Annotated in this window: 26 protein-coding genes; 16 read left to right on the top strand and 10 right to left on the bottom strand. The window is 60.4% G+C overall.

From position 1 onward, the window contains the following. The first annotated feature begins 46 nt into the window (after window positions 1-46). Window positions 47-1360: a lytic murein transglycosylase gene (locus AC2FNL_RS17000; protein ID WP_170341246.1), complete on the top strand. Its 1314-nt coding sequence runs from the start codon at window positions 47-49 to the stop codon at window positions 1358-1360. Between the two features lie 51 nt (window positions 1361-1411). Here the strand turns inward: AC2FNL_RS17000 and AC2FNL_RS16995 are convergent, their stop codons facing one another. Further along, window positions 1412-2809, bottom strand: a complete 1398-nt coding sequence (locus tag AC2FNL_RS16995; RefSeq protein ID WP_496834424.1) for an aspartate aminotransferase family protein — start codon at window positions 2807-2809, stop codon at window positions 1412-1414. A 75-nt stretch (window positions 2810-2884) separates the two neighbouring features. Then, complete coding sequence (locus AC2FNL_RS16990; RefSeq protein WP_093964408.1) at window positions 2885-3568, bottom strand: GntR family transcriptional regulator; 684 nt, start codon at window positions 3566-3568, stop codon at window positions 2885-2887. A 140-nt stretch (window positions 3569-3708) separates the two neighbouring features. Here AC2FNL_RS16990 and AC2FNL_RS16985 point away from each other — a divergent pair, with 140 nt between their 5' ends. The 5 genes from AC2FNL_RS16985 (at window position 3709) to AC2FNL_RS16965 (ending at window position 8999) form a co-directional block, all read left to right on the top strand. Beyond that, on the top strand, window positions 3709-4794 hold the full coding sequence (locus tag AC2FNL_RS16985; RefSeq protein ID WP_170588561.1) for a polyamine ABC transporter substrate-binding protein: 1086 nt from the start codon (window positions 3709-3711) through the stop codon (window positions 4792-4794). Between the two features lie 74 nt (window positions 4795-4868). Further along, entirely contained in the window at window positions 4869-5996 is a 1128-nt protein-coding gene (locus AC2FNL_RS16980) for an ABC transporter ATP-binding protein (protein ID WP_496834423.1), read from the top strand. After that, a complete protein-coding gene (locus tag AC2FNL_RS16975) occupies window positions 5996-6886 on the top strand; it encodes an ABC transporter permease subunit (RefSeq protein ID WP_170364861.1) in 891 nt (296 codons plus the stop codon). Before AC2FNL_RS16980 ends, AC2FNL_RS16975 begins: the two co-directional genes overlap by 1 nt. After that, the gene (locus AC2FNL_RS16970; RefSeq protein WP_005980381.1) at window positions 6883-7701 is read left to right on the top strand and encodes an ABC transporter permease; all 819 of its coding nucleotides are present in this window, start codon (window positions 6883-6885) and stop codon (window positions 7699-7701) included. Before AC2FNL_RS16975 ends, AC2FNL_RS16970 begins: the two co-directional genes overlap by 4 nt. Beyond that, the gene (locus AC2FNL_RS16965) at window positions 7698-8999 is read left to right on the top strand and encodes an NAD(P)/FAD-dependent oxidoreductase (RefSeq protein WP_496834422.1); all 1302 of its coding nucleotides are present in this window, start codon (window positions 7698-7700) and stop codon (window positions 8997-8999) included. Before AC2FNL_RS16970 ends, AC2FNL_RS16965 begins: the two co-directional genes overlap by 4 nt. A gap of 12 nt (window positions 9000-9011) precedes the next feature. Here AC2FNL_RS16965 and AC2FNL_RS16960 read toward each other — a convergent pair whose 3' ends face one another. From AC2FNL_RS16960 to AC2FNL_RS16950, 3 genes are read right to left on the bottom strand one after another with little or no spacing between them, the layout of a single operon-like run. Beyond that, entirely contained in the window at window positions 9012-9878 is an 867-nt protein-coding gene (locus AC2FNL_RS16960; RefSeq protein WP_496834421.1) for a phosphotransferase, read from the bottom strand. A gap of 52 nt (window positions 9879-9930) precedes the next feature. Beyond that, window positions 9931-10596 carry a flagellar hook capping FlgD N-terminal domain-containing protein gene (locus AC2FNL_RS16955; RefSeq protein ID WP_496834420.1) on the bottom strand — a complete coding sequence of 222 codons (666 nt, stop codon included), beginning with the start codon at window positions 10594-10596 and terminating at the stop codon, window positions 9931-9933. A gap of 3 nt (window positions 10597-10599) precedes the next feature. Next, window positions 10600-11841, bottom strand: coding sequence for a flagellar hook-length control protein FliK (locus AC2FNL_RS16950; RefSeq protein ID WP_496834419.1), 1242 nt, complete (start codon window positions 11839-11841; stop codon window positions 10600-10602). A 111-nt stretch (window positions 11842-11952) separates the two neighbouring features. Here AC2FNL_RS16950 and AC2FNL_RS16945 point away from each other — a divergent pair, with 111 nt between their 5' ends. The 6 genes from AC2FNL_RS16945 to AC2FNL_RS16920 all read left to right on the top strand — a co-directional run bounded on the left by AC2FNL_RS16945 (window position 11953) and on the right by AC2FNL_RS16920 (window position 15680). Beyond that, window positions 11953-12228, top strand: a complete 276-nt coding sequence (locus tag AC2FNL_RS16945; RefSeq protein WP_496834418.1) for a rod-binding protein — start codon at window positions 11953-11955, stop codon at window positions 12226-12228. Continuing rightward, entirely contained in the window at window positions 12218-12577 is a 360-nt protein-coding gene (locus AC2FNL_RS16940; RefSeq protein WP_093964229.1) for a flagellar biosynthesis protein FlgN, read from the top strand. Before AC2FNL_RS16945 ends, AC2FNL_RS16940 begins: the two co-directional genes overlap by 11 nt. Window positions 12578-12784: 207 nt before the next feature. Then, the gene (locus tag AC2FNL_RS16935; protein ID WP_093964410.1) at window positions 12785-14032 is read left to right on the top strand and encodes a flagellin N-terminal helical domain-containing protein; all 1248 of its coding nucleotides are present in this window, start codon (window positions 12785-12787) and stop codon (window positions 14030-14032) included. Window positions 14033-14110: 78 nt separating this feature from the next. Continuing rightward, on the top strand, window positions 14111-14485 hold the full coding sequence (gene flaF, locus AC2FNL_RS16930) for a flagellar biosynthesis regulator FlaF (RefSeq protein ID WP_170369173.1): 375 nt from the start codon (window positions 14111-14113) through the stop codon (window positions 14483-14485). After that, the gene (gene flbT / locus AC2FNL_RS16925; protein WP_170370105.1) at window positions 14485-14886 is read left to right on the top strand and encodes a flagellar biosynthesis repressor FlbT; all 402 of its coding nucleotides are present in this window, start codon (window positions 14485-14487) and stop codon (window positions 14884-14886) included. Before flaF ends, flbT begins: the two co-directional genes overlap by 1 nt. 32 nt (window positions 14887-14918) lie before the next feature. Continuing rightward, window positions 14919-15680, top strand: a complete 762-nt coding sequence (locus AC2FNL_RS16920) for a DUF1217 domain-containing protein (RefSeq protein WP_496834416.1) — start codon at window positions 14919-14921, stop codon at window positions 15678-15680. A 107-nt stretch (window positions 15681-15787) separates the two neighbouring features. On the opposite strand, the gene AC2FNL_RS16915 is transcribed toward AC2FNL_RS16920, so the two are convergent. The 3 genes from AC2FNL_RS16915 to AC2FNL_RS16905 form a co-directional block, all read right to left on the bottom strand. After that, on the bottom strand, window positions 15788-17359 hold the full coding sequence (locus AC2FNL_RS16915; RefSeq protein WP_496834415.1) for a DUF427 domain-containing protein: 1572 nt from the start codon (window positions 17357-17359) through the stop codon (window positions 15788-15790). 103 nt (window positions 17360-17462) lie between these two features. Further along, the gene (locus AC2FNL_RS16910; protein ID WP_093964234.1) at window positions 17463-18164 is read right to left on the bottom strand and encodes a winged helix-turn-helix domain-containing protein; all 702 of its coding nucleotides are present in this window, start codon (window positions 18162-18164) and stop codon (window positions 17463-17465) included. Then, window positions 18136-18423 (bottom strand): hypothetical protein, encoded by a 288-nt coding sequence (locus AC2FNL_RS16905; RefSeq protein ID WP_093964235.1) that lies wholly within the window; start codon window positions 18421-18423, stop codon window positions 18136-18138. The genes AC2FNL_RS16910 and AC2FNL_RS16905 overlap by 29 nt, the downstream gene beginning before the upstream one ends. A 176-nt stretch (window positions 18424-18599) precedes the next feature. On the opposite strand from AC2FNL_RS16905, the gene AC2FNL_RS16900 reads away from it, so the two are divergent. From AC2FNL_RS16900 to AC2FNL_RS16885, 4 genes are all read left to right on the top strand, one after another. After that, window positions 18600-19064, top strand: a complete 465-nt coding sequence (locus AC2FNL_RS16900) for a hypothetical protein (RefSeq protein WP_093964236.1) — start codon at window positions 18600-18602, stop codon at window positions 19062-19064. A 111-nt stretch (window positions 19065-19175) separates the two neighbouring features. Beyond that, entirely contained in the window at window positions 19176-19793 is a 618-nt protein-coding gene (gene rnhB / locus AC2FNL_RS16895) for a ribonuclease HII (RefSeq protein WP_496834413.1), read from the top strand. 106 nt (window positions 19794-19899) lie between these two features. Further along, window positions 19900-21003 carry a site-specific DNA-methyltransferase gene (locus AC2FNL_RS16890; protein ID WP_170341272.1) on the top strand — a complete coding sequence of 368 codons (1104 nt, stop codon included), beginning with the start codon at window positions 19900-19902 and terminating at the stop codon, window positions 21001-21003. Between the two features lie 145 nt (window positions 21004-21148). Continuing rightward, window positions 21149-22534 (top strand): adenylate/guanylate cyclase domain-containing protein, encoded by a 1386-nt coding sequence (locus AC2FNL_RS16885; protein WP_496834412.1) that lies wholly within the window; start codon window positions 21149-21151, stop codon window positions 22532-22534. A 6-nt stretch (window positions 22535-22540) separates the two neighbouring features. Here the strand turns inward: AC2FNL_RS16885 and AC2FNL_RS16880 are convergent, their stop codons facing one another. Both AC2FNL_RS16880 and mutY read right to left on the bottom strand, forming a co-directional pair. Beyond that, entirely contained in the window at window positions 22541-23677 is a 1137-nt protein-coding gene (locus tag AC2FNL_RS16880) for an alkane 1-monooxygenase (RefSeq protein WP_496834411.1), read from the bottom strand. A 24-nt stretch (window positions 23678-23701) separates the two neighbouring features. After that, window positions 23702-24793 (bottom strand): A/G-specific adenine glycosylase, encoded by a 1092-nt coding sequence (gene mutY / locus AC2FNL_RS16875; protein ID WP_496834410.1) that lies wholly within the window; start codon window positions 24791-24793, stop codon window positions 23702-23704. Window positions 24794-24864 lie beyond the last annotated feature (71 nt).

The following is a 24864-nucleotide window of genomic DNA, read 5'->3' as shown; positions in this document are numbered from 1 at the left end:
ATCTGGGGTACCCTGTCCGCGAGCAGTAATCAGGAAAACCTGAATCATGAAATATGTGTGTGGCTTTGTGGCCGCCGCGTTTTGGGCATCCATCTTGCAGGCGGAGACTTCGAATACAACCAAACGACCACAGATCAGACCGGCGCTGGATTCGATCCAGTTGGCGTCGGCCGATCTGACGGTTTCGATCCGGCCGGTGCCAAGGCCGACCACGGGCATGCACCGGGTGGTCGTCGAAGGCAACACCAGCTTCGAGACCTGGTTGAACGCCTTCCGGCACCGGGCAGTTGCGGCAGGTATCCGGCCACAGGTCCTGGACCGGTCATTGTCCGGCCTGACCTATGACACCGACGCCATCAAGCGCGATCGCAGTCAGGCCGAGTTTTCGAAACCGATCTGGGAGTATCTGGATTCGGCGGTGTCAGACCTGCGCATCGCGAATGGGCGCAAGGCGCTGGTGCGGTACAACGATACGCTGGACCGGATCGAAGCCCGGTACGGGGTCGAAAAAGAGGTGGTGGTCGCGGTCTGGGGGCTGGAAACGTCCTACGGCACGTATCGGGGCAGCAGTCAGACAATCCGATCGCTTGCAACGCTTGCCCATGACGGGCGGCGTGCGCAGTTTTTTGAAACGCAGTTGCTGGCGGCATTGCAAATCGTGCAGGCCGGCGACATCACCTCGGACCGAATGACGGGCAGTTGGGCGGGTGCCATGGGGCACACGCAATTCATGCCGACCTCATACCTGGAGCATGCGGTTGACTTCGACGGCGACGGACGCCGCGACATCTGGTCGGACGATCCTACGGATGCGCTTGCGTCCGCTGCCGCCTACCTTGCCAAGTTCGGGTGGACCAAAGGTCAGCCCTGGGCGGTCGAGGTGCGTTTGCCGAAAGGTTTCGACTATGCCAGCGCCAGTCGGGACGTTAGTCTGCTGCCCTCGGAATGGGCCGCACGCGGCGTCCGCGCTGCAAACGGCGGTGGCATCGCAGATTTTGGACCCGCCTCGATCCTGCTGCCGGCCGGCAGCGGTGGCGTGGCCTTGATGATCTTTGACAATTTCAGCGTGATTGAGCGCTACAACGGCGCCGATGCCTATGTGATCGGCATCGGCCACCTGTCAGACCGGCTGGCCGGGCAAGGCCCGTTCCGCGCAAGCTGGCCGCGCGGTGAACGGGTGCTGAGCTTTGCCGAACGCAAGGAACTGCAACTGCGCCTGACCCTGGCCGGGTTCGACACGCAGGCCATCGACGGGCGGATCGGTCCGAACACCATCAATGCGCTGCGGGCCTATCAGATGGCGCGTGGTCTTTTGCCGGATGGGTACGCAACCGTGCAATTGCTGGAACGGATGCGTTGAACGAAAAAGGGCGGCCCTGCCGGACCGCCCATTTCCGATATTTTCCTGAATTCACGAGGCCGCTTTCATCAAGCCTTGGGCGATGATCTCGGCTTGCGCCTCGTCCAGCGACTTGTAGATGCGCACGAACATCTCGTCGATATCGGCCGGGGTCAGGATCAGCGGCGGCGAGATGATCATCCGGTCGCCCACATGGCGCATGATCAGGTTGTTGGCAAAGCAGCGATCGCGGCAGATGTACCCGACCGTGCCCGGATCGGAGGCAAACTTGGCCCGGCTGGCCTTGTCCGGCGTCAGCGCGATCGAGGCCATCATGCCCACGATCTTGGCCTCGCCGACCAGCGGGTGATTGACCAGCGCCTCCCATTTCTGTTTCAGATAGGGGGCCGCGACATCGCGCACATGCTCGACGATCTTCTCTTCTTCCAGAATGCGCAGGTTTTCCAGCGCAACGGCCGCCGCGACCGGGTGACCCGAATAGGTATAGCCGTGGTTGAACTCGGTCCCGCCGATCACCTCGGCGATCTCGTCATTGACGATCGAGCCACCGATGGGCGCATAACCCGAGCTGAGCCCCTTGGCGATGGTCATAATGTGCGGGCGGATGTTCATGGTCTGCGAGCCGAACCAGTTGCCGGTGCGACCAAAGCCGCAGATCACCTCGTCGGCGATCAGCAGGATGTCGTACTTGTCGCAGATGCGCTGGATTTCCGGCCAGTAGGTGTCGGGCGCGACGATTACGCCGCCCGCCCCCTGGACCGGCTCGGCGATGAAGGCCGCGACGCGGTCTTCGCCCAGTTCCAAGATCGCCTCTTCCAGCTCGCGTGCACGGGCCAGGCCGAACTCCTCGGGGGTCATGTCGCCGCCCTCGGCCCACCAGTTGGGCTGGTTGATGTGGTGGATGTTCGGGATCGGGATGCCGCCCTGCGCGTGCATGCCGGCCATGCCGCCCAGCGAGGCCGACCCCACACTTGACCCGTGATAGGCGTTGTGGCGGCTGATGATGATGTTCTTGTTCGGATGGCCCTTTTCCGCCCAATAGGTGCGGACCAGACGGATGTTGGTGTCATTGGCCTCGGACCCGCCGGCGGCGAAGAAGACATGGTTCAGGTCACCCGGCGCCAACTCGGCCAGCTTGGCCGCCAGCGCGATGGCCGGGACATGGGTCGTTTTGAAGAAGGTGTTGTAGTAGGGCAGTTCGCGCATCTGGCGCGCCGCCACTTCGGCCAGTTCGTCGCGGCCATAGCCGACGTTCACGCACCACAGACCGGCCATGGCATCCAGGATCTCTTCGCCCTCGCTGTCGGTCAGATAAACGCCTTTGGCACGAGTGATGACGCGTGCGCCCTCCTTGCCCAGTGCGCCGTTGGCCGAAAATGGGTGAAGGTGATGCGCCGCGTCCAGAGCCTGCAATTCGGCGGTCGGCATGTGGTTGGTGATGGTCGACATCGGTCTCTACTCCTGAAACAGCGGTTGCCGTCACAATATGATCAAATTTTTTTCTGTCAATCGAATCGCGCTGACCTATTCGGTCGCCAGCGCCTCGGCCATCAGTTCCATGCCCTGTTCGATATCCTGGGTCGTTGCTTTTGCGACTTTTTCAGCGTCGCTGGCGCGCAGGGCATCGATGATGTCCTTGTGCCGGTCCGGAAGGCTCTGGGTGCCGAAGCGCCCGCAGACGACGCGCAAGGACGGGCCGAATCGCAGCCACAGGCGCTCGGCCAGATCCTTTAGAATCGGCGCGCCGGCGTGGTCATAGAGTTTTTCGTGGAATGCGTGGTTCAGGCGAAGATAGCCGCCAACGTCCCCGTCGGCGATCGTGCGATCCAGCTGTTCGTCGATCTTTTCAAGCTGGTCGATATCTGCCGTGGTCATGTTGACTGCCGCGCGCCGGGAAAGCTCTGATTCTACGGCATTTCTGGCGAAAATCATCTGTTCTACGTCAGTTGCAGTCAGCAGGGGAACGCTGACCCGCCGGTTGCCCTGAAAGATCAGCGCACCGTCCGAGATCAGGCGCCGGATGGCCTCGCGCACCGGGGTCATGCCCACGCCCAGCGAATCGGTCAGGCCCTGGATCGTGACCGGTTGTCCCGGCACCAGATCGCCGAACATGATCTGCGACTTCAGTGTCTGGTACACCTGTTCATGTGCTGGTCGTTTTTCGGTCTGGGTCACTGCAGCAGATGCCTTATTTTTGATCAAATCCAATTGGTTCACCCCGATCCCAATGCTCCCGGCTTGTCAGGTTTCTTGCCCCGTGAAACCATACGACGTATCGAGGAAAAACGCAAAACTTGATCAAATCCAAAAAAACGGGAAAATGCCCGTACACTTGCAGGGAGAAGAAAATGAAAATCAAAACGCTGACGATGACGGCAATTGTCGCATTGGGGACGTCGGCCGCTGTTGCGGAAGAGGTGCGTGTATACAACTGGTCGGACTACATCGACGAGGAGTTGCTGAGCAAATTCCAAGAAGAGACGGGTCTGACCCTGATTTACGATGTGTTCGACAGCAACGAGGTTTTGGAAACCAAGATGCTGGCCGGGGGTTCCGGTTACGATGTGGTGGTGCCGTCGGGCACCTTCCTTCAGCGCCAGATCCAGGCTGGAGCCTTCCAGAAACTGGACATGTCCAAGCTGCCCAATGCAGTTAACCTCTGGGACGTGATCCAAGAGCGTACGGCAGGATATGACCCGGACAACGCCTATTCGATCAACTACATGTGGGGCACCACGGGGCTGGGCGTGAATGTCGACAAGGTCAAGGAAGTGCTGGGCGACGATGCGCCCTTGAACAGCATGGACCTGGTGCTGAAGCCCGAGAACATGGAAAAGCTGGCCGCATGCGGCGTCCATTTTCTGGATGCGCCGTCTGAGATTATTCCCATGGTACTCCAGTACATTGGCGAAGACCCGGACAGCCATGACACCGATGTGATCGCCAAGACCGAAGAAGTGCTGACGGGCGTGCGTCCCTATATCCAGAAGTTTCACAGCTCGGAATACATCAATGCGCTGGCCAATGGGGACATCTGCGTGGCCGTGGGCTGGTCGGGCGACATTCTGCAAGCCCGCGACCGGGCGGATGAGGCCGACAACGGTGTGACCATCGAATACCATCCGTTCGCCGAAGGCTCGCTGATGTGGTTCGACCAGATGGCCATTCCGGTGGATGCACCCAACCCGGACGGCGCGCATAAATTCCTGAACTTCATCCTGGATGCCAACAACATGGCGGCGGCGTCGAACTACGTCTACTACGCCAACGGCAACAAGGCGTCGCAGGAGTTTCTGGAAGAAGACGTGATCGGCGATCCGGCGATCTACCCGGATGATGCCACGATGCAGAACCTCTACATCACCACGCCTTACCCGGCCAAAACGCAGCGGGTCGTGACCCGTCTGTGGACCAAGATCAAATCGGGCACCTGATCCGAAATGATTGCGCAAGGCAGAATGGTTCTGCCTTGCGCACTACCTGTACAGGCTGACTTACGGGGGCCGATTTGAACTCTACCGTCTTTGCGCCGTGGGAAGATCCGCAGGCGAAACCCTTGATCCAGTTCAAAAATGTGACCAAGCGATTCGGGGACTTTACTGCCATCGACAATCTGTCGCTGGACATCTTCGAGCGGGAATTCTTTGCTTTGCTGGGGCCGTCGGGTTGCGGCAAGACGACGATGATGCGGATGCTGGCGGGGTTCGAGAAACCCACCGAAGGCCACATCATGCTGAGCGGTCAGGACATCGACCCGGTTCCGCCGAACAAGCGGGCGGTCAACATGATGTTCCAGTCCTACGCGCTGTTTCCCCATCTGAACGTCTGGGACAACATCGCCTTTGGCCTGCGCCGGGACAACATGCCCAAGCATGATCTGGAAGACCGGGTCGAGGAAATGCTGCGCCTGACCCGTCTCGAGAAATTTGCCCGCCGCAAACCGCACCAGATTTCCGGTGGTCAACGTCAGCGCGTGGCGTTGGCCCGGTCGCTGGCCAAGGCGCCCAAACTGCTGCTGCTGGACGAACCTCTTGGCGCGCTGGACAAGAAGCTGCGCCAGGACACCCAGTTCGAGCTGATGGACATTCAGGAAAAAACCGGCACCACATTCGTGATCGTGACCCACGACCAGGAAGAGGCGATGACGGTCGCCAGCCGCGTTGCGGTGATGGATCAGGGTCAGTTGATGCAGGTCGCCACGCCGGACCGGATCTACGAAAACCCGAACTCGGTCTATGTCGCCGATTTCATTGGGGACGTGAACATTATCGAAGGTCGTGCAACCACCGCCGGTGAGGGCTCGTACAGTATCGAATGGGCCGAGGGCCAGCCGCCACTGACGGCGACATCGGCGGCAAGCTTTGGAAACGGGCAGGCCTGTCACTTGGCCATCCGGCCGGAGAAGGTAACGATCTCGGCCGAGCGTCCTGCCGATGCCGTCAACGCAGTGCAGGGAAAGGTGCATGACATCGCCTATCTGGGCAACCTGTCGACCTACCATGTCGAATTGCCAAACGGGACGATCATCAAGGCGCAAACGGCCAATACACGGCGGATTTCCCGCCGGTCCTTTACTTGGGAAGACCCTGTCTGGCTGTCCTGGACAGCCACGGCGGCGGTTCTGCTGGCAGACTGATGCGCCGCGCGGTCCTGATCGCCATTCCCTATGTCTGGCTGCTGGCCCTGTTCCTGGTGCCGTTCTTCATCGTGTTGAAGATCTCGCTGTCGGACATCGCGCTTGCGATCCCGCCCTACACCCCGACCCTTGATCTGTCGCAGGGCTGGGCCGGGATCAAGGAATTCTTCAGCCAACTGGATTTTGAGAACTTCGTCTGGCTGACCGAGGATGACCTGTACTGGAAAGCCTACCTGTCCAGCGTCAAGATCGCGCTGATCGCGACCGCGCTGACCTTGGTGGTGGGCTATCCCATCGCCTATGGCATGGCCCGCGCGCCCGAGGAATGGCGTCCGACGCTGATGATGCTGGTGATCCTGCCGTTCTGGACCTCGTTCCTGATCCGCGTCTATGCGTGGATGGGGATCCTGTCGAACGAAGGCTACCTGAACCAGTTCCTACTGTGGACGGGCATCATCTCGACCCCGCTGACCATCCTGAACACGCAGACGGCCGTCTATATCGGCATCGTCTACACCTATCTGCCCTTCATGATCCTGCCGATCTATGCGGCGCTCGATCGGTTGGACGGCTCGCTGATCGAGGCGGCCGAGGATCTGGGCTGTTCGCGCACGCAGGCCTTTTGGCTGGTGACCATCCCACTGTCGCGCCCGGGCATCATTGCGGGATGTTTCCTGGTGATGATCCCCGTGATCGGTGAATTCGTGATCCCCTCGCTGCTGGGTGGATCGGGCACGCTGATGATCGGCAAGGTCTTGTGGGAGGAGTTCTTCTCGAACCGCGACTGGCCGGTGGCCAGCGCCGTGGCGGTGATCCTGCTGCTGATCCTGGTGATCCCGATCGTGCTGTTCCAGCGCAACCAGCAGAAACAGGCGGAGGCAGAGCAATGAACAGGCTGAGCTGGTTCAATACGGTCTCGCTGACGCTGGGCTTTGCGTTTCTGTACATCCCGATGGTGATCCTGATCATCTTCAGCTTCAACGAAAGCAAGCTGGTCACGGTCTGGGCGGGGTTCTCGACCAAATGGTATGGCGAGTTGATGCAGAACCAGGCGTTTCTGGATGCGGCCTGGGTCACCGTTCGCGTTGCCGTGTTCTCGTCGACGCTGGCGACCATTCTGGGCACCATGGCGGCCTATGTCATGGTGCGCGGCGGGCGGTTCTTCGGCCGCACGCTGTTTTCCGGGATGATCTACGCGCCGCTGGTGATGCCCGAGGTAATCACCGGCCTGTCGCTGCTGCTGTTGTTCATCGGCATCGGGCTGGACCGAGGCATTTTGACCATCGTGCTGGCACATACGACCTTTTCGATGTGCTACGTCTCGGTCGTGGTGTCCTCGCGGCTGGTGACGTTCGACCGGTCGCTGGAAGAGGCGGCGCTGGATCTGGGCTGCTCACCGGCGCAGGCCTTCAGGTTGGTGACGCTGCCGATCATCGCGCCGGCGGTGATCTCGGGGTGGTTGCTGGCCTTCACCCTGTCGCTGGATGACCTGGTGATCGCGTCCTTCACGTCCGGCCCCTCGGCCACGACCCTTCCGATCAAGATCTTCTCGGCCGTACGTCTGGGGGTCAGCCCGGAAATCAACGCGTTGTCGACCATCATGATCGCCGTGGTCACCGTGGGCGTGATCACCGCTTCGCTGGTGTCGAAACGCGCGATGGTCCGGCAGCGGCAAGAGGAACAAGCTGCCGCGCGTACCGAATGAAACGGATCTTTCCGGCCTACACCTATGGCCCCGGCCCGCGCGCGGGGTGTTGGTGGGATGAAACCGTGCCAGCGCCTGACTGGCCCGTTCATTCAGGTGACTTGTCGACCGACGTTGCGATTGTCGGCGGCGGGTTCACCGGATTGTCTGCGGCCCTGCACCTCGCCGAACGCGGTGTGTCTGTCGCCGTGTTCGAGGCCGAAGCTCCGGGCTGGGGCGCTTCGGGGCGCAATGGTGGGTTTTGCTGCCAAGGAGGGTCCAAGCTTGGTTCGGCGACACTGGCGCGGCGCTATGGGATTTCGGCAGCACAGGATTACGCGCAGGCCGAAACCGACGCGGTCACCTTGGTTGCGGATCTTTTGCAGCGCCTTCGGATCGATGCCGACGTTCACTCAGAAGGAGAGACGCAGCTTGCGCACAGCCCGCGCGCGATGGAGCGGCTGCGGCGTCGCGCGGAAAGCGGTGGGGTTCTGCATGAGCCGTCGGATTTGGAACGCCTCGGTATGGGGGGCCGTTTCTTTGGCGGATATACCGACCCGGTCGGTTTTGGGCTGAACCCGCAGAAATACCTGTTCGGGTTGGCCCGGGCCGCGCAGGCGCAAGGTGCCGCAGTATTCTCAAAAAGCCCGGTTCAGGGCATCAGAAAAGCCGGGTCCGGGTACAAGATGACCACCCCCACGGGCCGTATTCAGGCCAAGACGGTGTTGATCTGCACCAACGGCTATTCCAGCGACGATCTGCCCGACTGGTTGGCCGCCCGTTACATGCCCGCCCAGTCCACGGTCATGGTGACACGTCCGATGACCGAAGCTGAATTGCAGGTACAGGGTTGGACTTCGCGCCAGATGGCGTACGACACGCGCAACCTTCTGCACTATTTCCGTCTGATGCCGGACAACCGGTTCCTGTTCGGAATGCGGGGTGGCCTCATGTCCTCGCCGCGCGCCGAGGCTGCGATCCGTCGCAAAGTACGCCGTGACTTTGATCGCATGTTCCCGGGTTGGGCCGAGGTTGAGGCAACTCATATGTGGTCAGGTATGGTTTGCCTGACCCGCGACCTGCTGCCCTTCGTCGGGGAGGTTCCGAGCCACCCGGGCTTGTTTGCCGGTCTGGCCTATCACGGGAATGGCGTGGCGATGGGCAGCTATTGCGGGCGGGCATTGGCTCACTTGGTTTTGGGTGAGCCCGCGAATATTCCGGACGTCATCGCCAAACCGCCGTCAAAGTTCCCCTTCGGGCGCTGGCGGCGACTTCTGATGCCACCGGCTTATGCGGCCATGGCTCTTGCCGATTTGTGATACGGCCCACAGTCAGAGGGCCGCAACCTCAAGGTCAAAGCCGGCCCTATAGGCTGGCGCGCCATTCTCGGCCCGCCACAGGCAGTAGGCAGCCATACGCCAATTGTACCAGGGCTTCAGCGCGAGGTATCGGCGCACCGTCTGCGGGCTGTCATAGGCCGACAGAAACGTAGCCTCTTCCTCGGGGCTCAGCGCCTTGCCGCGATAGAGGTGCTGCATGGCGGGTGACAGGAACAGGGCAAGATCCTCGCATGGGTCACCCATCGCCGGGCATTGCCAGTCGATCAGTGTCAGCCCCGCAGAGGAGACGAGGATGTTGCCGGCCACCGGGTCGCCATGGATCAGGCATACTCGGGGGGTCGGCGGCACCTGGGTCCCGGGTTTGCAGTCGGCCAGAACGGCGCTGAGTTCCGAGCGGCAACCCTTCAAGATACTGGTGCCGTGATGATCGAGATCAACGCTTCCATTGCATCCCTTAGGGACCTCAAGCACGACTTCTTGAGTGTGCAGATCATGCAGCAGTTTCGCCACCTGCGCGGTGCCTTCTCGCCATGGAGTCCCAGCCGCATGGTCATAAAAAACCCAGCGATCCGGGCCAAAGCTGCCCGACGCGCGAAGCCGCGGAACAAACCCCGTCTCTGCAAGCGCGTGCAGACAGGCTGCTTCGAGTTGGGCGTCGTTGCGAAACAGCGGGTTTTGTAGCGAAGACCGGTAGAACTTCAAAACCCGGTCCGGCTCGGCGTCCAATACCTTCCACACCTGGTTCGTGCGTCCGCCATACAACGTCTCGAACTGGGCGTCTTTTGCGATCAACCCGCTTTCGACAAGTTGGTCTGAAAGGCCAGGTGGAGGAGCGGTTGGAACGGACAGTTGGGACACCGGAGCGTTGCGAATCTGGATGGCCAATCCTTGGCCCGCAGCGCTCCCAAGTTCAAGCGCCGGTACGAACGGCAACGACGTCGGTCGCCGGAATCACAACGCCGCTGTCCAAGGTCAACATGACGACTCCGGCCCCGACTTGTGCTTCGACGACGCGACTGTAGGTGGCCGCGGGCCGCGCCGAGAGCAGTTCATCACCCAAATAGCTTTCCAGTGTTGCGGAATAGGTGCCGTTGGGCAGCGGATTGCCCGATGCATCCACTCCAGCCCAAAGAAACTCGGTTTCAGATACCGGAACAGAGATTCGGTCGATTTCGGTTTCGTCAGAATCCTTGATGACCAGCACAGACGCATCCGCGCCCAGGTCGGGCTGAGTGAATATGGTCTGCGGCTGGCCATCAAACCGGAAGGTGGTTGCCCCCTGCACATCGACCCCAATCCAGTTGGACAGCTCATCCAGGTTGACGCTGCTCAGGGCGGCGGTGAGGTTTGCCAGAAGGTCGTTGGTCTGAACCTGCTGCTCGACCATCGAAAACTGGGCGAGCTGCGATGCATATTCCGACGAATCCAGTGGCTCCAGAGGGTCCTGGTTGCGCGCCTGCGCCGTCAACATCATCAGAAACGTCTCAAAGTCCGAGGTCAGGCCTGTTGCCGCCGACGTTCCTGTTGGTTGCGCTGTTGAGGGCGTTTGTGTCGCGGATGCCGCTGTGGTGATCATGGGTCAAAGCCTCAGGTCCAACGCCCGGTCCACCCGAGTTGGGCGGGCCGAAGCGGGTGTTTCGGTTGCGGGGGCAAGCTCCCCCGCGGTGATGAATGTGCTGCGTTCAGGTGGCTCAGCATTCTGATCTGGGTTCGCCGAGGTGCCCAGATCAAAGGAGAGATCGCCCAGCCCCATCTCCTTGAATTCGGCTGACAGGATCGAAACATGCCGGCGCATGAGGTCCATGGTTTCAGGCCGGTCAGCGACGATCATCATGTGCAACCCGTCTTCGCGCCCGGTCACCTTGATCGAAACTTTGCCCAGCTCTTCCGGAGTCAGTGCGATCTCCACGCTACCGCTTCCCGGCTTTGCGACGATGGTGGCCGCCATTTGCCCGGCGACCGCCCGAGCAATTTCCGCCCGGCCCGAGAACGGGGCGCCGTTGGTCGGGCCTGTATCCCTTTGCGCTGGGGTCGTACCAAAGTCCTGTGTTGGCATCCGGTCGTGCAGACTGTCTTCAGGCGTCGGGTCCTTTAGCGCCGCGCGTTCCGGTGTTCCTACGATCTGTGCCCGGATGATGGCTTCGGTTCCCTGGCCGGCAGGTTTGGCCGGCCGCTGAACCACCACCCCCGATCCGGTGGCCTGCTCGTCTCGTCTGGCTTCTTTTCCGGCTGCAGTGCGCAATTCGTCCTTACGGTTATGCAGGCCGCCACTTATTCCAGGTTCGGTGGCGTTCAACTGCTCTTTTGCAGCTGGCGTAGGTTGCGACGGTGTGTTCCCGGCACGCTCGGACGCTTCGGTTCCCTTGCCCAAGTCGCCAGCGAGTGATCGGCGATCGGGATCATAGGTTTCTGCGTGCATGGCCGCGGCGGCAGTTGACTGGCGCCCCTCCGCAGGGGGACTTGCCCCGAGAGTGGCGTGCGCCGTCGCCTCGCGCTTTGGAAGTTCACCGGGCGTTGCTGCGGACAGAGGTGTGTCTTTCAGTCGGGCGTCCTGTTGTGATCCCTGCAATTCCAGCGGTTCAGCCAAATCAGGTTCGGCCTGCGGGACATCCGGGCTGGTGTCTTCATCGTCATCCACGATTTCTGGATCCGTGCGGCTGTCCGGATGAGGTTTCGCCTCGGCCTCGAGGTTCGGCATCTCTTCTTCGGCCATGAGTTCGGCGAAATCAGAGTCGCCTTTTGCTGCGGGCTCGGACTTTGCGGCCCAATCCTGCTTTCCGCCGGAAATCACATTGGTCATCATGGTCAGGGCGTTGGGCATTTTGCTCCGGCTCCGGTTGTTTGGCCCAAACCTGCCCTCAAGGTAGTTACGTTTATTTTAACCGCTCTTCGCTTTGATCGACAAAGATCGAAACAATTTTCGGAGAGGGCGATGGAAATCCCAAACTTCGCGCCGGTACCGCGCAGCAATATGACCGAACAAAGACTCAAGGCCGCGGCGGTCGAGCTTGAGGCAACTTTTCTAGCCGAAATGCTGAAAGCCGCAGGCTTGGACAGGGCGCGGCAGGCTTTCGGAGGTGGCGCGGGCGAAGACCAGTTCACGTCTTTCCTGCTGCAGGAGCAGGCCAGGCAATTGGCCCGATCCGGCGGGATCGGACTGTCTGAAACCCTTTTCAATGCAATGATGGAGAAGACCCATGCCGACTGAGCACAAGCAGGGGCTGATTAAGGCTCTCGAGGAGGTTCTCGATCTCGAGCGTAGGGCTTTGGTCGAGGGGGACCTGGATCGACTGGGCCAGATGATGCCGCAGAAGGAAAAGCTGATCGGTGCAATCAACGAGATGCAGGTGCACGACAGTGACGGCTTGATTCGGCTGCACCAGAAGGTCGAGCGCAATCAAGGCCTGCTGAACAGCGCGGCCGAAGGGATCCGGGCGGTCATGAACCGGATGGCTGAACTCAGAAAAATCCGGCAGGAATTCACGACCTATGACGCGTCCGGGCAACGCAATGGTTTCGCCGTCCGTCAGGATCCCAAGCTGGAAAAACGTGCTTAACGGCCGATTTGATTCAAATCCGTTCTTTTCCGTCGGACCGCCTTAGCACTCCGTTAGGAGGTCAGGCCCAAAAGTGGTCCCGCACCTCGAAAGAAGGTGGCGCGAGCACCGACCGGTAGCTCGCACAGGTCAGAACGACAACACGTCCGCCAATGATGGTCGGGCGTCACTGGGCGAAGAAGGCCCGAATGGAAAAGGATGAAAAACATGTCCAGCATTCTGACGAACAACGGCGCGATGGTGGCGCTGCAGACTCTGAAATCGGTCAACAAGAACCTTGCAGCAACCCAGAACGCGATTTCGACGGGTAAAGATGTCGCTACCGCCAAGGACAACTCGGCCGTATGGGCGATTTCCAAGGTGATGGAATCCGACGTCAACGGTTTCAACGCGATCAAGGATAGCCTGGCACTGGGTGAATCGACTGTCGCCGTGGCGCGGAACGCTTCGGAAACCGTGACCGACCTGCTGACCCAGATGAAGAACAAGATCGTCGCCGCACAGGAGGACAACGTCGACCGCGGCAAGATCAATGATGACGTAACCGCCCTGCGGGACCAGATCGCATCGGTTGTCGGTGCCGCACAGTTCAACGGCCTCAATCTTGTGGACGGGTCAGCAGGCACCGCATCGATCCTGTCGTCGCTGGATCGCGACAGTGCGGGCAACGTGACCTCGTCGTCGATTTCGGTGGCCAGCCAGGACCTGTCGACCGGTGGATACGCCAGCAAGGGTGTTCTGGCCGGCTCGGACAACGCGACCACTGACAATGACGCCGCCGGGTTCACAATGGACAAGTCGGGCGGGTCTGGTGACATCGTGATCGATAGTTCGACCGACAACTTCGCCGTCGGTGACAAAGTGTCGATCACGATCGGGGACAAAGTTGCTTCGTACACCGTACAGGCCAGCGATCTGGACCCTTCGGGAACCTATGACTCTGCCTACACAGATGCCATCGTGGCAGTGGGGCTGAAGAACCAGATCGACGCGCTTGGGATCACCGGTGTTGCGATCGATTATGACTCCAGCGCGCCGGGTACGCTGTCCTTCGTGACCGGCACCGCAGCCGCTGGTGCTGACGCAGATCGCGACGTAACCGTTTCGGCCCAGTTCACCAATGCCGGTTCTGGCGGTCTTGGTGCGTTGTCGTCGATTGACGTTTCGACCAGTGCCGGCGCTGTCGCAGCACTGGGCACGATCGAAACCTTGATCGACACGGCGATTGACGCGTCGGCCGCGTTCGGTTCGGCCCAAGGGCGGATCGAGACCCAGAAGGAGTTCATCTCGAACCTGACTGACTCTTTCAAATCCGGCATCGGCTCGCTGGTGGACGCCGATATGGAAGAGACCTCGGCCCGTCTGCAGGCCCTGCAGGTCCAGCAGCAATTGGCGACACAATCGCTGTCGATCGCCAACCAGGCGCCGCAGTCGATCCTCTCGCTGTTCCGCTAAGGCGGAAACTTGGCCGGGGCGTGATCTACGCGCCCCGGCTGTGACTGCAAATACGACGGCCTTTTGAAAGGATTTCAAGTGACCCCGCAAACGCTTGCACAACGGGCATATGCTCAGTCCGCCGCTCCGACGCGAACCCCGCGTGATACCGAGTATGAGGCGATTTCAAAGATCACGCATCGGCTCAAGGCAGCGGCCGCGCGCAAAGCTTCGGATTTCGCGGGCTTTGTTCAGGCCCTGCATGAAAACCGCCGCTTGTGGTCCGTTCTGGCCAATGGCGTCGTGGACTCGGACAATGCACTGCCGAATGAGCTGCGCGCGCGGATCTTCTATCTGGCCGAGTTCACCGAGCAGCATACGGGCCAGGTTCTGGCCAGCAAGGCCGGGGTCGAGCCGCTGCTTGAAATCAATCTGGCGGTTTTGCGCGGGCTGCGTCAGCGGGGGACCGCGTAATGGGCGGGCTGGTTCTGAAGCTGGCTCCGAAAGAGCGGGTTTTAATCAATGGCGTAGTGATCGAGAACGGCGATCGGCGGACCCGCTTTTCAATCATGACGCCCGAGGCAAATGTCCTTCGGTTGCGCGACGCGATACATCCCGACGAAGTGACAACCCCGGTCCGGCGCGTGTGTTACGCGGCCCAGCTGGTCCTGTCCGGAGATCTGGAAGCCGGAGACGCAAAACAACAGCTGCTGCGACGGATCGAGGAACTGAGCCAGGTCTTCACGGATGTCGACAGTCGCCGGGTCCTGGCACAGGCGACCGAAGCCCTGGTGGCCGAGCAGTACTACAAATGCCTGAAGGCGCTTCGATCGTTGCTGCCGCGCGAAGAGCGTCTGATGGCCTATCGGCAATGACATTCCTGCCGGTCATTCCAACTGCGGGAATCGTGGGGTGGCGTTTTTTGCAGCGCACCTATGACGCCCAGTTGCAGGCCTTTTCCACCTCGGCGGTCAATGACCGGGACACGCAGTATTTTGTGGAAAACATCCGAAACGTCCGGTCGGCAGAAGATCTGGTCTCTGACCGGCGACTGCTGCAGGTCGCGTTGGGCGCGTTCGGATTGGAAGGTGACCTGGACAATCGGTACTTCATTCAAAAGGTCTTGTCAGACGGTACGAGTTCGGATGACGCCCTTGCGAACCGGCTTGCTGACAGCAGATATCGGGAGTTTTCCGAAGCATTCGGCTTGGGTCCGGGCGAAGTCCGGAAAACCGCACTGATCACTGACATGGAGAAGATCGCTCAGAAAAATGTCGTCGCCCGGTTCGAAATCTCGATCGGAGAAGCCGACGACTCCATGCGGATCGCGCTTTTTGCCCAGCACGCTTTGAAAGACCTTGCCGGGCAGTCCGGAAGCGAGACCAAGAAGTGGTACGATCTGATGAGCCTGCCACCATTACGTAGCATGATGGAAACAGCGCTGGGCCTGCCGTCAAGCTTTGGACAGCTGGATATCGACAAGCAGCTGGACGTATTTCGGGACAAACTGAGCAGAGTGACTGGTTCACCGAACCTTTCGCAGTTCGTCGATGCCGATGCCATTTCCGAGCTGACGGATACTTATCTCGCCCGGACTCAGATCGCACAGATGCAAAGTTCGATTTCTCCCGCGCAAACTGCTTTGATTTTGCTGGGTGCCGCAAGTTGAACCGTTCGGGCTAAGGTCAGCACCTCGCGCCAGGATCAAAAGATGCACCAGTGCTGTGCGCAGCTATGAGTGGCTATTTGGGATCGGGGGGCAAGGGTGCCGGATGCTCAGGCATCCAGAACCGTGTCAGCCGATGTCTGCAAGGCAAAAGACATCACCGGATGCGAAACGTTGTGCAGGTCGACCGGCCCCAATGGGACGGCCCGGGAACAGGCCGGCTCGATATCTTCGGACACGACGATCCGATGGCCATTGAGCTTGCCGAACTCGCCCAACCGCGCCGCGACATTGGCTGCATGTCCGATCACCGTGAAATCAAGCCGCTCGCGCGAACCGACATTTCCGTACGTGACACGCCCGAACGATACGCCGATCGAACAATCGCATTGCCGGTTCTTGTCGGAGCGACGCAGCTCGCCCAATTTCTCGACGATTTCAACGGCACTGCGCTGAGCGTCTGACCGTGCTTTGCCGGGGTCCTCACCTGCCGGGAAAACCGCAAGAACGGCGTCGCCGATGAATTTCAGAACCTCACCGTCGTTGTCGTGGACGATGCCGGACACCGTTTCGAAGAATTCGTTCAACAGGTTGATGTATTCCGTGCGGCCCAGATCCTCTTCCAGACTGGTCGAGTTGCGCAGGTCACAGAACATGATGGCCGCGTCGATGTCGTCTCCGTCGCCGCGACGAATGTCGCCGCCCAAAACGCGGGCCCCGGTTCGTTTGCCCACATAGGTCTCGAGAAGGGCCTGGGCATTCTCGCGCTGCATGAACACCTCATAGTAGCGGGCGATGACGGCCGAGCACTCAAAGACAAGCCCCAGGTTTTCCGTGGTAAAGCCGTTGGGGTGGTCGCAGGTCAACGTCAGGACGTTGATACGCCCGTCGGAAAACGGCAGAGGCATTGCCACGTAATCGGTGCCCCCCTTGGCGCGCAGGTCCTCCATGATGGGGAAACTGTTGTGGGGGTTGTCGACGTTCAGCCGTTGCCGAACGCCGCCCAACCCGTTCGAGACATGCCGCAAGGGGCTGTTGATGAACGCGGGGTGATCGTGAATCTCGTAGGTTGGAATATTGGTCGAAATCTCCTCGGCACCCTTTTCCCAGATGTAGTGCTTGCCTGCGATCAGGGGATGCAGCGACCAGACAAGGATGCTGAGACGTTGAATGGCGATGCCGTGTTCCAGCATTTTTTCGGCCAGGGTCTTGGTGAAATCTTCCGGTGTTGAGATCGACCCCGCGCCACGCATCAACCAATCGATCAACGGGCCGCTGATGTTGCCGTCTCGCGGTTGGCGCAATTGATTGTCGCCCAGATCGATATGAGTGTAGGCCGCCGGCATGAACCCGATGTGACCTTGGATGGCTTTGCTTTCAGGCAGAGAGTCCTCGTAGGCCCAAACCGAGTTTGCCAACCGTTCGTCGCCAATCAGGACATCGTGATAGGTTGCCGTGCCCTTGAACGGGCAGAAGGTCTGCAACTCGGTCTCACCGCTCAGATCAACGCGCACGTCTTCGCGCGGAACATAAATCGCAGGCGGCAGCCGGGTTTCATACATGACCTTGGCATTCGTGCTTTCAGCCAGAAGGATGTCATCGCGGTAGATGGCAACCCTGCCGTCAAGCGTTTCGATCGAAATTCCGTAGCCGTTCGTATTCCGTGTGGCGTGGACATTCATCGGCCGTCTCCCTTGCCCGGGTCCCTAGAGGATGGGCTTTTGCAGCCCGATTTCCAAGGGGCGCAATACAGAATTTACCGATCGCGATCCACGGCCGAGACGGTCAGACCATCTGGATCACGTCTTTTTCGATCGCCAGCATATAGCCCTTTTTGGCGATGTTTTTGACCAACAGCTCGCTGACCATCTGATTGCCCAGCGCGTCCCGCAGCCGTTTGATGCGTGTGGCCCCGGCGGCTTCGTCACAGTCCGATATGTCTCGGCCAGAGATCATGGCTTCGATCTGAACCCCCGACAGCACTTCGTCGTCGAGACGGGACTCGGCCAGAACGGCCAGCGTTTCCATCGCTGCGGGTGTCAGCTTGAAATCCATGTTGTTCAGGTAGACGGTGTTCTCTTCGCGACTGATCAGCAGCGACGTGACCTGGATTCCCGTCCGCTCGATCTGGGCCATTCGACGGTTCAACGTCACCAGCATCACCAGAAAGACCAAGGCGGCCAACAGCATGGCCGTGGCAAAGATCAGCAGCACGAAGATCACCATCCGGTAGCTGGCCAGCGTGTCGGCAAATGCGGTTCCGGATTGCGCAAGGATCTCCAGCAATCGGATTTCAGCCTGGGTGGTCAGATCGCTTTCGACGAACAGCCGCTCGACCCGGGCGTTGAAAGCATTGGCATCGGGCAGGGTCCAGAACAAGAAGGCCGCGGCCGTGATCAGGATCACGACGATTGCGGCGATGCCTGCTCCGACCAGCCGGGTGCCAGACCGCCGAGCCTCAGAAACGGAGATAGAATTTTCCGGCATTGGCCTTCCTTTGATCCAACCCTTCCGGTCCGAAAACACTGATCACGTTGAGCAACGTCCACCCCGAGGATTTCAGCCTTTTGGCCACCTCTTGCTTGGCTTGCCCCTTTTTGCAGGCGGACACTTGCATCACGCCATAGTGCAGGCGCAGCGGGTTGTCCTGTTTGGCCTTGTAATCGGCATAACATTCGGCCGCCGAGACGGTGGTGCTCAGCGATATCAACGTCGCAACGACCAGGAAAGAGAGGATCTGTTTCATAGGCTGCATCCTGCGCATGGCTTGGCACGATATTCAATATCTCAAAGGGTTTGCGGCGATGATATCGGATAACAGCGGGCCGTTATTGCTTGTCTGTCGGCGGGTGGCCGAAAGCTGTTGCATCAGTTTCGCGGTCAGCCAGTGGCGCCGCGTCCAGTTTTGAAAGGACACTTGTCATGCACCGGAAGTTCATCGCCCTCGTCGTCGCCACCGCAGTCGCCATCACCGGCGTTTCCGCATCCCAGGCCAAGGCGGCCGACGCCCATGACATTCTGGGCGGGTTGGCGGCCATTGCCATCATCGGCGCGGCCGTCAATCACTATAACAAGGAAAAGCGCAAAGAGCGTGTCACCCGGCAGAACAACTATGTCCACCAGCCGCAAAACGTTCGGCCCGATCATATCCGCCCGCTGCCCCGGCGTGTCGCCCGCTATGACCTGCCGCAGCGTTGCCTGAAGACCTACAACGGCTATTCGAAGAAACGTCCTTTGCTGGGACCGAATTGCCTCGAGAAACACTACAAACATGCCAATAGCCTGCCACAACAGTGCAAAGTGGGGTTCTGGGACGGCAAGAAGGTGAAGCGGGCCTACGAACCCGCCTGCCTGCGCCAGAAAGGATACCGCGTGGTTTACCAGTAATCGGTTTCGAGCAGGAGCAGCGCCGCAGAAGCGCTGTGCGGGAAGGGGGCGGCCTGGGTCGCCTCCTTCTTTTTTGTTGCGGTTCCGACCAAAAAACGGTTTGCCGAGGGGATGACGACTCCGACGTTTGAAATGGAACAGGCGCTGATCGCGCAAGGCTACCCCAGAATAGCCGGTGTAGACGAGGTGGGCCGCGGCCCGTTGGCCGGTCCGGTCGTGGCGGCTGCGGTCATTCTGAATCCGCAGGACATTCCCGACGGTTTGAATGACTCGAAGAAGCTGACGGCGCGAAGGCGGCGCACCCTTGACGAAGATCTGCGCGCCCGGGCCGAGTTCGCCATTGCCGAGGCGTCGGTTGAGGAAATTGATGACCTCAATATCATGTATGCCTCTCATCTTGCGATGGAGCGCGCCGTCGCCGCCCTGCATCCTGCGCCGGACTATCTGTTGATCGATGGCAATCTGATCCCCAAAGGGCTGACCTTGCCGGCGCAGGCTGTGGTCAAAGGGGATGCAAAGTCAGTCTCGATTGCGGCGGCGTCGATCCTTGCAAAGAATTGGCGCGATCAACTGATGGTGGATTTGGCGCAACAGCATCCGGGCTACGGCTGGGAAACCAATGCGGGCTATCCGTCCAAACAACACCGCGAGGCGCTGCAAAATCTTGGGGTAACCCCACACCATAGACGTTCATTCAAGCCCGTCCACAATATCTTGTATCAAGAGTAAATTGTAACCCTCTGATTCAAAAAAGAATTTGACGCCGAATCCGGTTTGACTCATCCTAGTCTCAACCAAATGAGCGCAAAAGCGCCGTGGAACTTGAGGCAGAGACATGACAACTACCAAGACAAAGGGCGCATCCGCGCTCCCTTTAAACACGATTCTATCTGGCGACTGCATCGAGGTGATGAACAGTCTGCCCGAGGCGTCGGTCGACCTGATTTTTGCGGATCCGCCGTATAATTTGCAGCTGAAAGGACAGTTGCATCGCCCGGACAACAGCCAGGTGGATGCGGTCGATGATCATTGGGACCAGTTCTCGAGCTTTGCCGCCTATGACCAGTTTACCCGCGAGTGGCTGAAGGCCGCGCATCGCCTGCTCAAGCCCAATGGGGCGATCTGGGTGATCGGCTCGTATCACAACATCTTCCGCGTGGGCTCGGCCCTGCAGGATGCGGGCTATTGGATTCTCAACGACGTGATCTGGCGCAAATCGAACCCGATGCCAAATTTCCGGGGCAAGCGGTTCACCAACGCGCATGAAACGATGATCTGGGCCAGCAAGCGGGAAGGCGCGAAATACACCTTCAACTATGAGGCGCTGAAGGCCTTGAATGAAGGCGTGCAGATGCGCAGCGACTGGGTGCTGCCGATCTGCACGGGTCACGAGCGTCTAAAGGATGAAAATGGTGACAAGGCGCACCCAACGCAAAAGCCCGAGTCACTGTTGCACAGGGTTCTGGTCGGTTCGACCAACCCGGGTGACGTGGTGCTTGATCCGTTCTTTGGCACCGGAACCACCGGCGCAGTGGCCAAAATGCTGGGCCGCGAGTTCATCGGGATCGAGCGCGAGGACAGCTATCGCAAGGTGGCCGAAAAACGTATCGCCAAGGTGCGCAAGTTCGACCGTGACGCGCTCGAGGTCAGCGCCAGCAAACGCGCCGAGCCGCGCGTGCCTTTCGGCCAGCTGGTCGAACGCGGCATGTTGCGCCCGGGCGAAGAGCTGTATTCGATGAACCAGCGGCACAAGGCCAAGGTGCGGGCCGACGGCACGCTGGTGGGCGACAATATCAAGGGCTCGATCCATCAGGTGGGCGCGCATCTGGAAAACGCGCCGTCCTGCAATGGCTGGACATACTGGTGCTTCAAGCGCGACGGAAAAACCGTTCCGATCGACGTGCTGCGCCAGCAGATCCGGGCCGAACTGCACAACTGATCACACCAATACCGCCGGTGCCTGTGGCCTGACACATGGTACCAAGCCTTGCCCCGCCGAACCCGGCGGGGTCTTTTGTTTTTGGCCCCGTGATGTTTGGATGGTGCGACCCCATATCCCGCTACATAGCGAGGGAGCATCAGAAATGTCTGATACCACGGCCAGCCAATCCCGGCTTCAGCGGTTTTTCGTGACCACGCCGGACAAATTCAATTTGGACAACAAATACACCGAAGCCGCGCTGGAACGGCACAAGCGCGAAGGGCTGGAACTGGCCGTTCGCGCCCGCTGGATCGCCATGGCGTTGACCGGTGTCCTGCTGGTGTTTCTGAACCCGAACTGGGATGTGATGTGGTACCATTTCATCCTGCTGCTGATCTGTGCCAACGGCTGGCTGATCCGTCGCGCGGGCCGGGTGGGCCAATCTCGGATCGAGCTTCTGCTGATATTCGCCGATCTGCTGATCATGACGCTGGGCATGGTCGTTCCCAACCCGTTCAGTGACGATGTGCGCCCGCTGGCGATGCAGTACCGGTTCGACAATTTCCAGTATTTCTTCATCATCTTGGCCGCGGGTACGCTGGCCTATTCCTGGCGGACGGTGATCGCCATGGGCAGTTGGACGGCCTTGATGTGGACGGTGGGCTGGATCTTTGCCTGGTGGGTGGCCACGCCCATCCCCGGGCTCAGCGAAAAGGTTGCGGCCGCGTTGCAGGGCTATCCGGCCGTGGCCGAACTGCTGGACCCCAACAGCTTTATGGTTCCGATGCGCGTGCAAGAGGTGATCGTGTTCATGATGGTCGCGGTCACGCTGGGCGTGTCGATGCGGCGGCTCAATCGCCTGTTGATCTCAAACGCCGGGCTGGAACGGGAACGCGCCAACCTTTCGCGATACTTCTCGCCCAACGTGGTCGAGGAGCTGAGCCAGAACGACGAGCCGCTCAAGCAGGTGCGCAAGGAAAACATCGCGGTTCTGTTCATCGACATCGTCGGCTTCACGAAATTCGCTGCCGGCCGCGACCCGTATGAGGTGATCGAGGTGCTGCGGGGCTTCCATGCGCGAATGGAGGCCGAGGTTTTCCATCACCACGGCACCTTGGACAAGTATCTGGGCGACGGGCTGATGGCCACGTTCGGCACGCCGGTTCCAACCCCGTTGGACGCGGTCAATGCCCTGTCCTGCGCACGTTCAATGGCTGACATCATCGACCGTTGGAATCTGGAACGCCGACGGGCGGGCGAGCAGGAGATTAAGGTTGGCATCGGTGTTCACTACGGTCCGGTCGTTCTGGGCGACATCGGGGCCAACCGGCTGGAATTCGCAGTGATCGGAGACGCGGTCAATCTGGCTGCCAAGCTTGAAGCAATGACGCGAAAGATGGGTGCGCGAATCGTCATCAGCGACGCGCTGCGCGAAAAGGCCCTAAGCGAAGCGTCAACGGCTGCCGATCTGATGGATGGGTTCCAGCGCCACGATGCACAGGCGGTTGGCGGCGTCGAGCGGCCGGTTGATATCTGGGCGCTGCGTTGACCGCTCTCAGGACCGTGGCATCGGAAGCATTGCTTTGTTGTACGGCTTCCAGTCCGTAATCTCGGGGTAGTACTGTCGCCGCCAAGCCCGCACCCGTGGGTTCATCACACGCCGCCACAGCGGCGGGACCATCGCCGCGATTGTCATCACCGGATAGCCGTAGGGCAGTTGCGGGGCCGCCTCGGCAGGGTGGTTCTGCAGCAGCGGAAACCTCCGGTTGGGTTTGTAATGATGGTCCGAGTGGCGTTGCAGATTGATCAGCAACCAGTTCGAGGCCTTGTGTGCGGCGTTCCACGAATGGCGCGGCCGGACATGTTCGTATTTACCGTCGCCTAGGTATTTGCGCGTCAGCCCGTAATGTTCGACATAGTTGACCAGTTCCAGCTGCCAGATCGCGGTGCCGGCCTGAACCAGGAACAGCCCCAGCCCCGCCCATCCGCCGAGCAGCAGCGCCAGCGCCAGCATCAATCCCTGCAGCGCCCAATACCGCCAGAACGGGTTCGCCCGGTCCGTCCAGTTCAGCCCCTTGCGCGCCAGCTTCGTCTTCTCGGCCTGAAACGCGGACACCAGGCACTGGCGCAGGACGCGCGGATAGAAGCGGTGGAACCCCTCGTTGTAGCGCGCGGTCACAGGGTCGCGCGGGGTGCCGACATAGCGGTGATGCACCAGCAGGTGTTCAGACCGAAAATGCGAATACAGAACCATCGCCAGCAGGATGTCACCCAGCCACCGCTCCAGCCGGCCCTTCTGGTGCATCAGTTCGTGGCTGTAGTTGATGCCGATCGTGCCCGAGATCACGCCCATCCCGAAGAACAGCCCGATCTTTTCCAAGGATGACAGGTGCTCGGCGCTGGTGGCGTACCAGATCAGGCCATAGAGTGTAAGAAACTGAACGGGAACCCAGGCCTTGGTCAGCAGGACGTACCAACGCAGCGCGTCCGCGGGCGTTTCGGGGTCGGCGTTTTCAAGGTTCAGGCCGGTCAGGCCGTCCAGCGCTGCAAACAACCACCAGGTGGACAGCGGCACCAGCAATACCCACCAGCCGCCGGCGAAAGCGGTGAACCAAAGGATCGGGATCAATAGGAACGAAACCCAGAAAGGAAGGGCTGTTTGCCAGCGCGACAGGGTATCAGTCGAGATCATGGTTCAGGCTCCGAAAATCTGCCGTCAGGATAATCCTGCCCGATCCATTTTCCCAGATGCAGAACTGCCGCGCCACAGATCATGCGCCTTGCGCATCACGGTCGGAAGATCGCCGGGGCGAAAGGCATGTTTGGGCATCACGACCAACCCCAAGGGGTCCACCTCTGCGGGTACGGCGGCGGTCCAGACGCGCAGGATCAGGTGGAAATGGGTAAAGGTATGGCGCACCTCGGCGGGCAGCAGAGTCCAATCGGCCGGAAAGGGCGGCGCCTCGGCCGCGTCCTCGGCCCAATCCGAACCTGGAAAGCCCAGCATCCCGCCCAACAGCCCCGTTTCCGGGCGGCGTTCCAGCAGGATTGCGCCATCGGCGCGCTGTGCGATGTAGGCGTGGCCAAGCCGGGTTGGCTTCGGCGCTTTGGGTGTTTTGCGCGGCAGGTCCGTCTGTGTTCCGGCAGCGCGGGCCTGGCATGGGTCTCGCAGCGGGCAGATGCCACAGGCCGGAGACTTCGGCGTACAGATCGTGGCCCCCAGATCCATCACCGCCTGGGCATAGTCGCCGGGGCGTTCGTCCGGGGTCAGCGCGGCGGCCTTCGCCTTCAACAGAGGTTTCGATTTCGGCAGCGGGTCGTGGATGTCATGCAGCCGGGCCATGACCCGCTCGACATTTCCGTCCAGCACGGTTTCAGGCCGGTCAAAGGCGATGGCCGCGATGGCGGCGGCTGTGTAAGGGCCGATGCCGGGCAGCGTCAGCAGCGCATCGTGGCTGTCTGGAAAGCGCCCGTCGTACTGGTCCACCACTGCGCGGGCGCATTTCAGCAGGTTGCGCGCGCGTGCGTAGTAGCCCAGCCCGGCCCATTCCGCCATCACCTGGTCATCGGGTGCGCCGGCCAGCGCGCGGACATTCGGCCAGCGCGAGGTGAAGCGCAGGAAATACTCCCGCACGGCGGCCACCGTGGTCTGCTGCAGCATCACCTCGGACAGCCACACGCGATAGGGGTCGGGCTGCACGCCCGCGGCCCTGTCGGCGGGGCTGACCCGCCACGGCAGGTCGCGGGCATGACGGTCGTACCAGGCAAGCAGGCTGCGGCTCAGGTCGAAAGTGGCGGTGTAACGCAAGTTTTATCCATTTCTCTGTCGGGTTTCGCTGGCGCCCGGATGCACGCCCATTACAATAGCGGCGCAGGAGT

It is taken from the genome of Ruegeria sp. CRTD044 (genome assembly GCF_059613485.1).
Note: the sequence above shows the minus strand (reverse complement) of the source record. Positions and strands in the feature narration are given on the sequence as shown.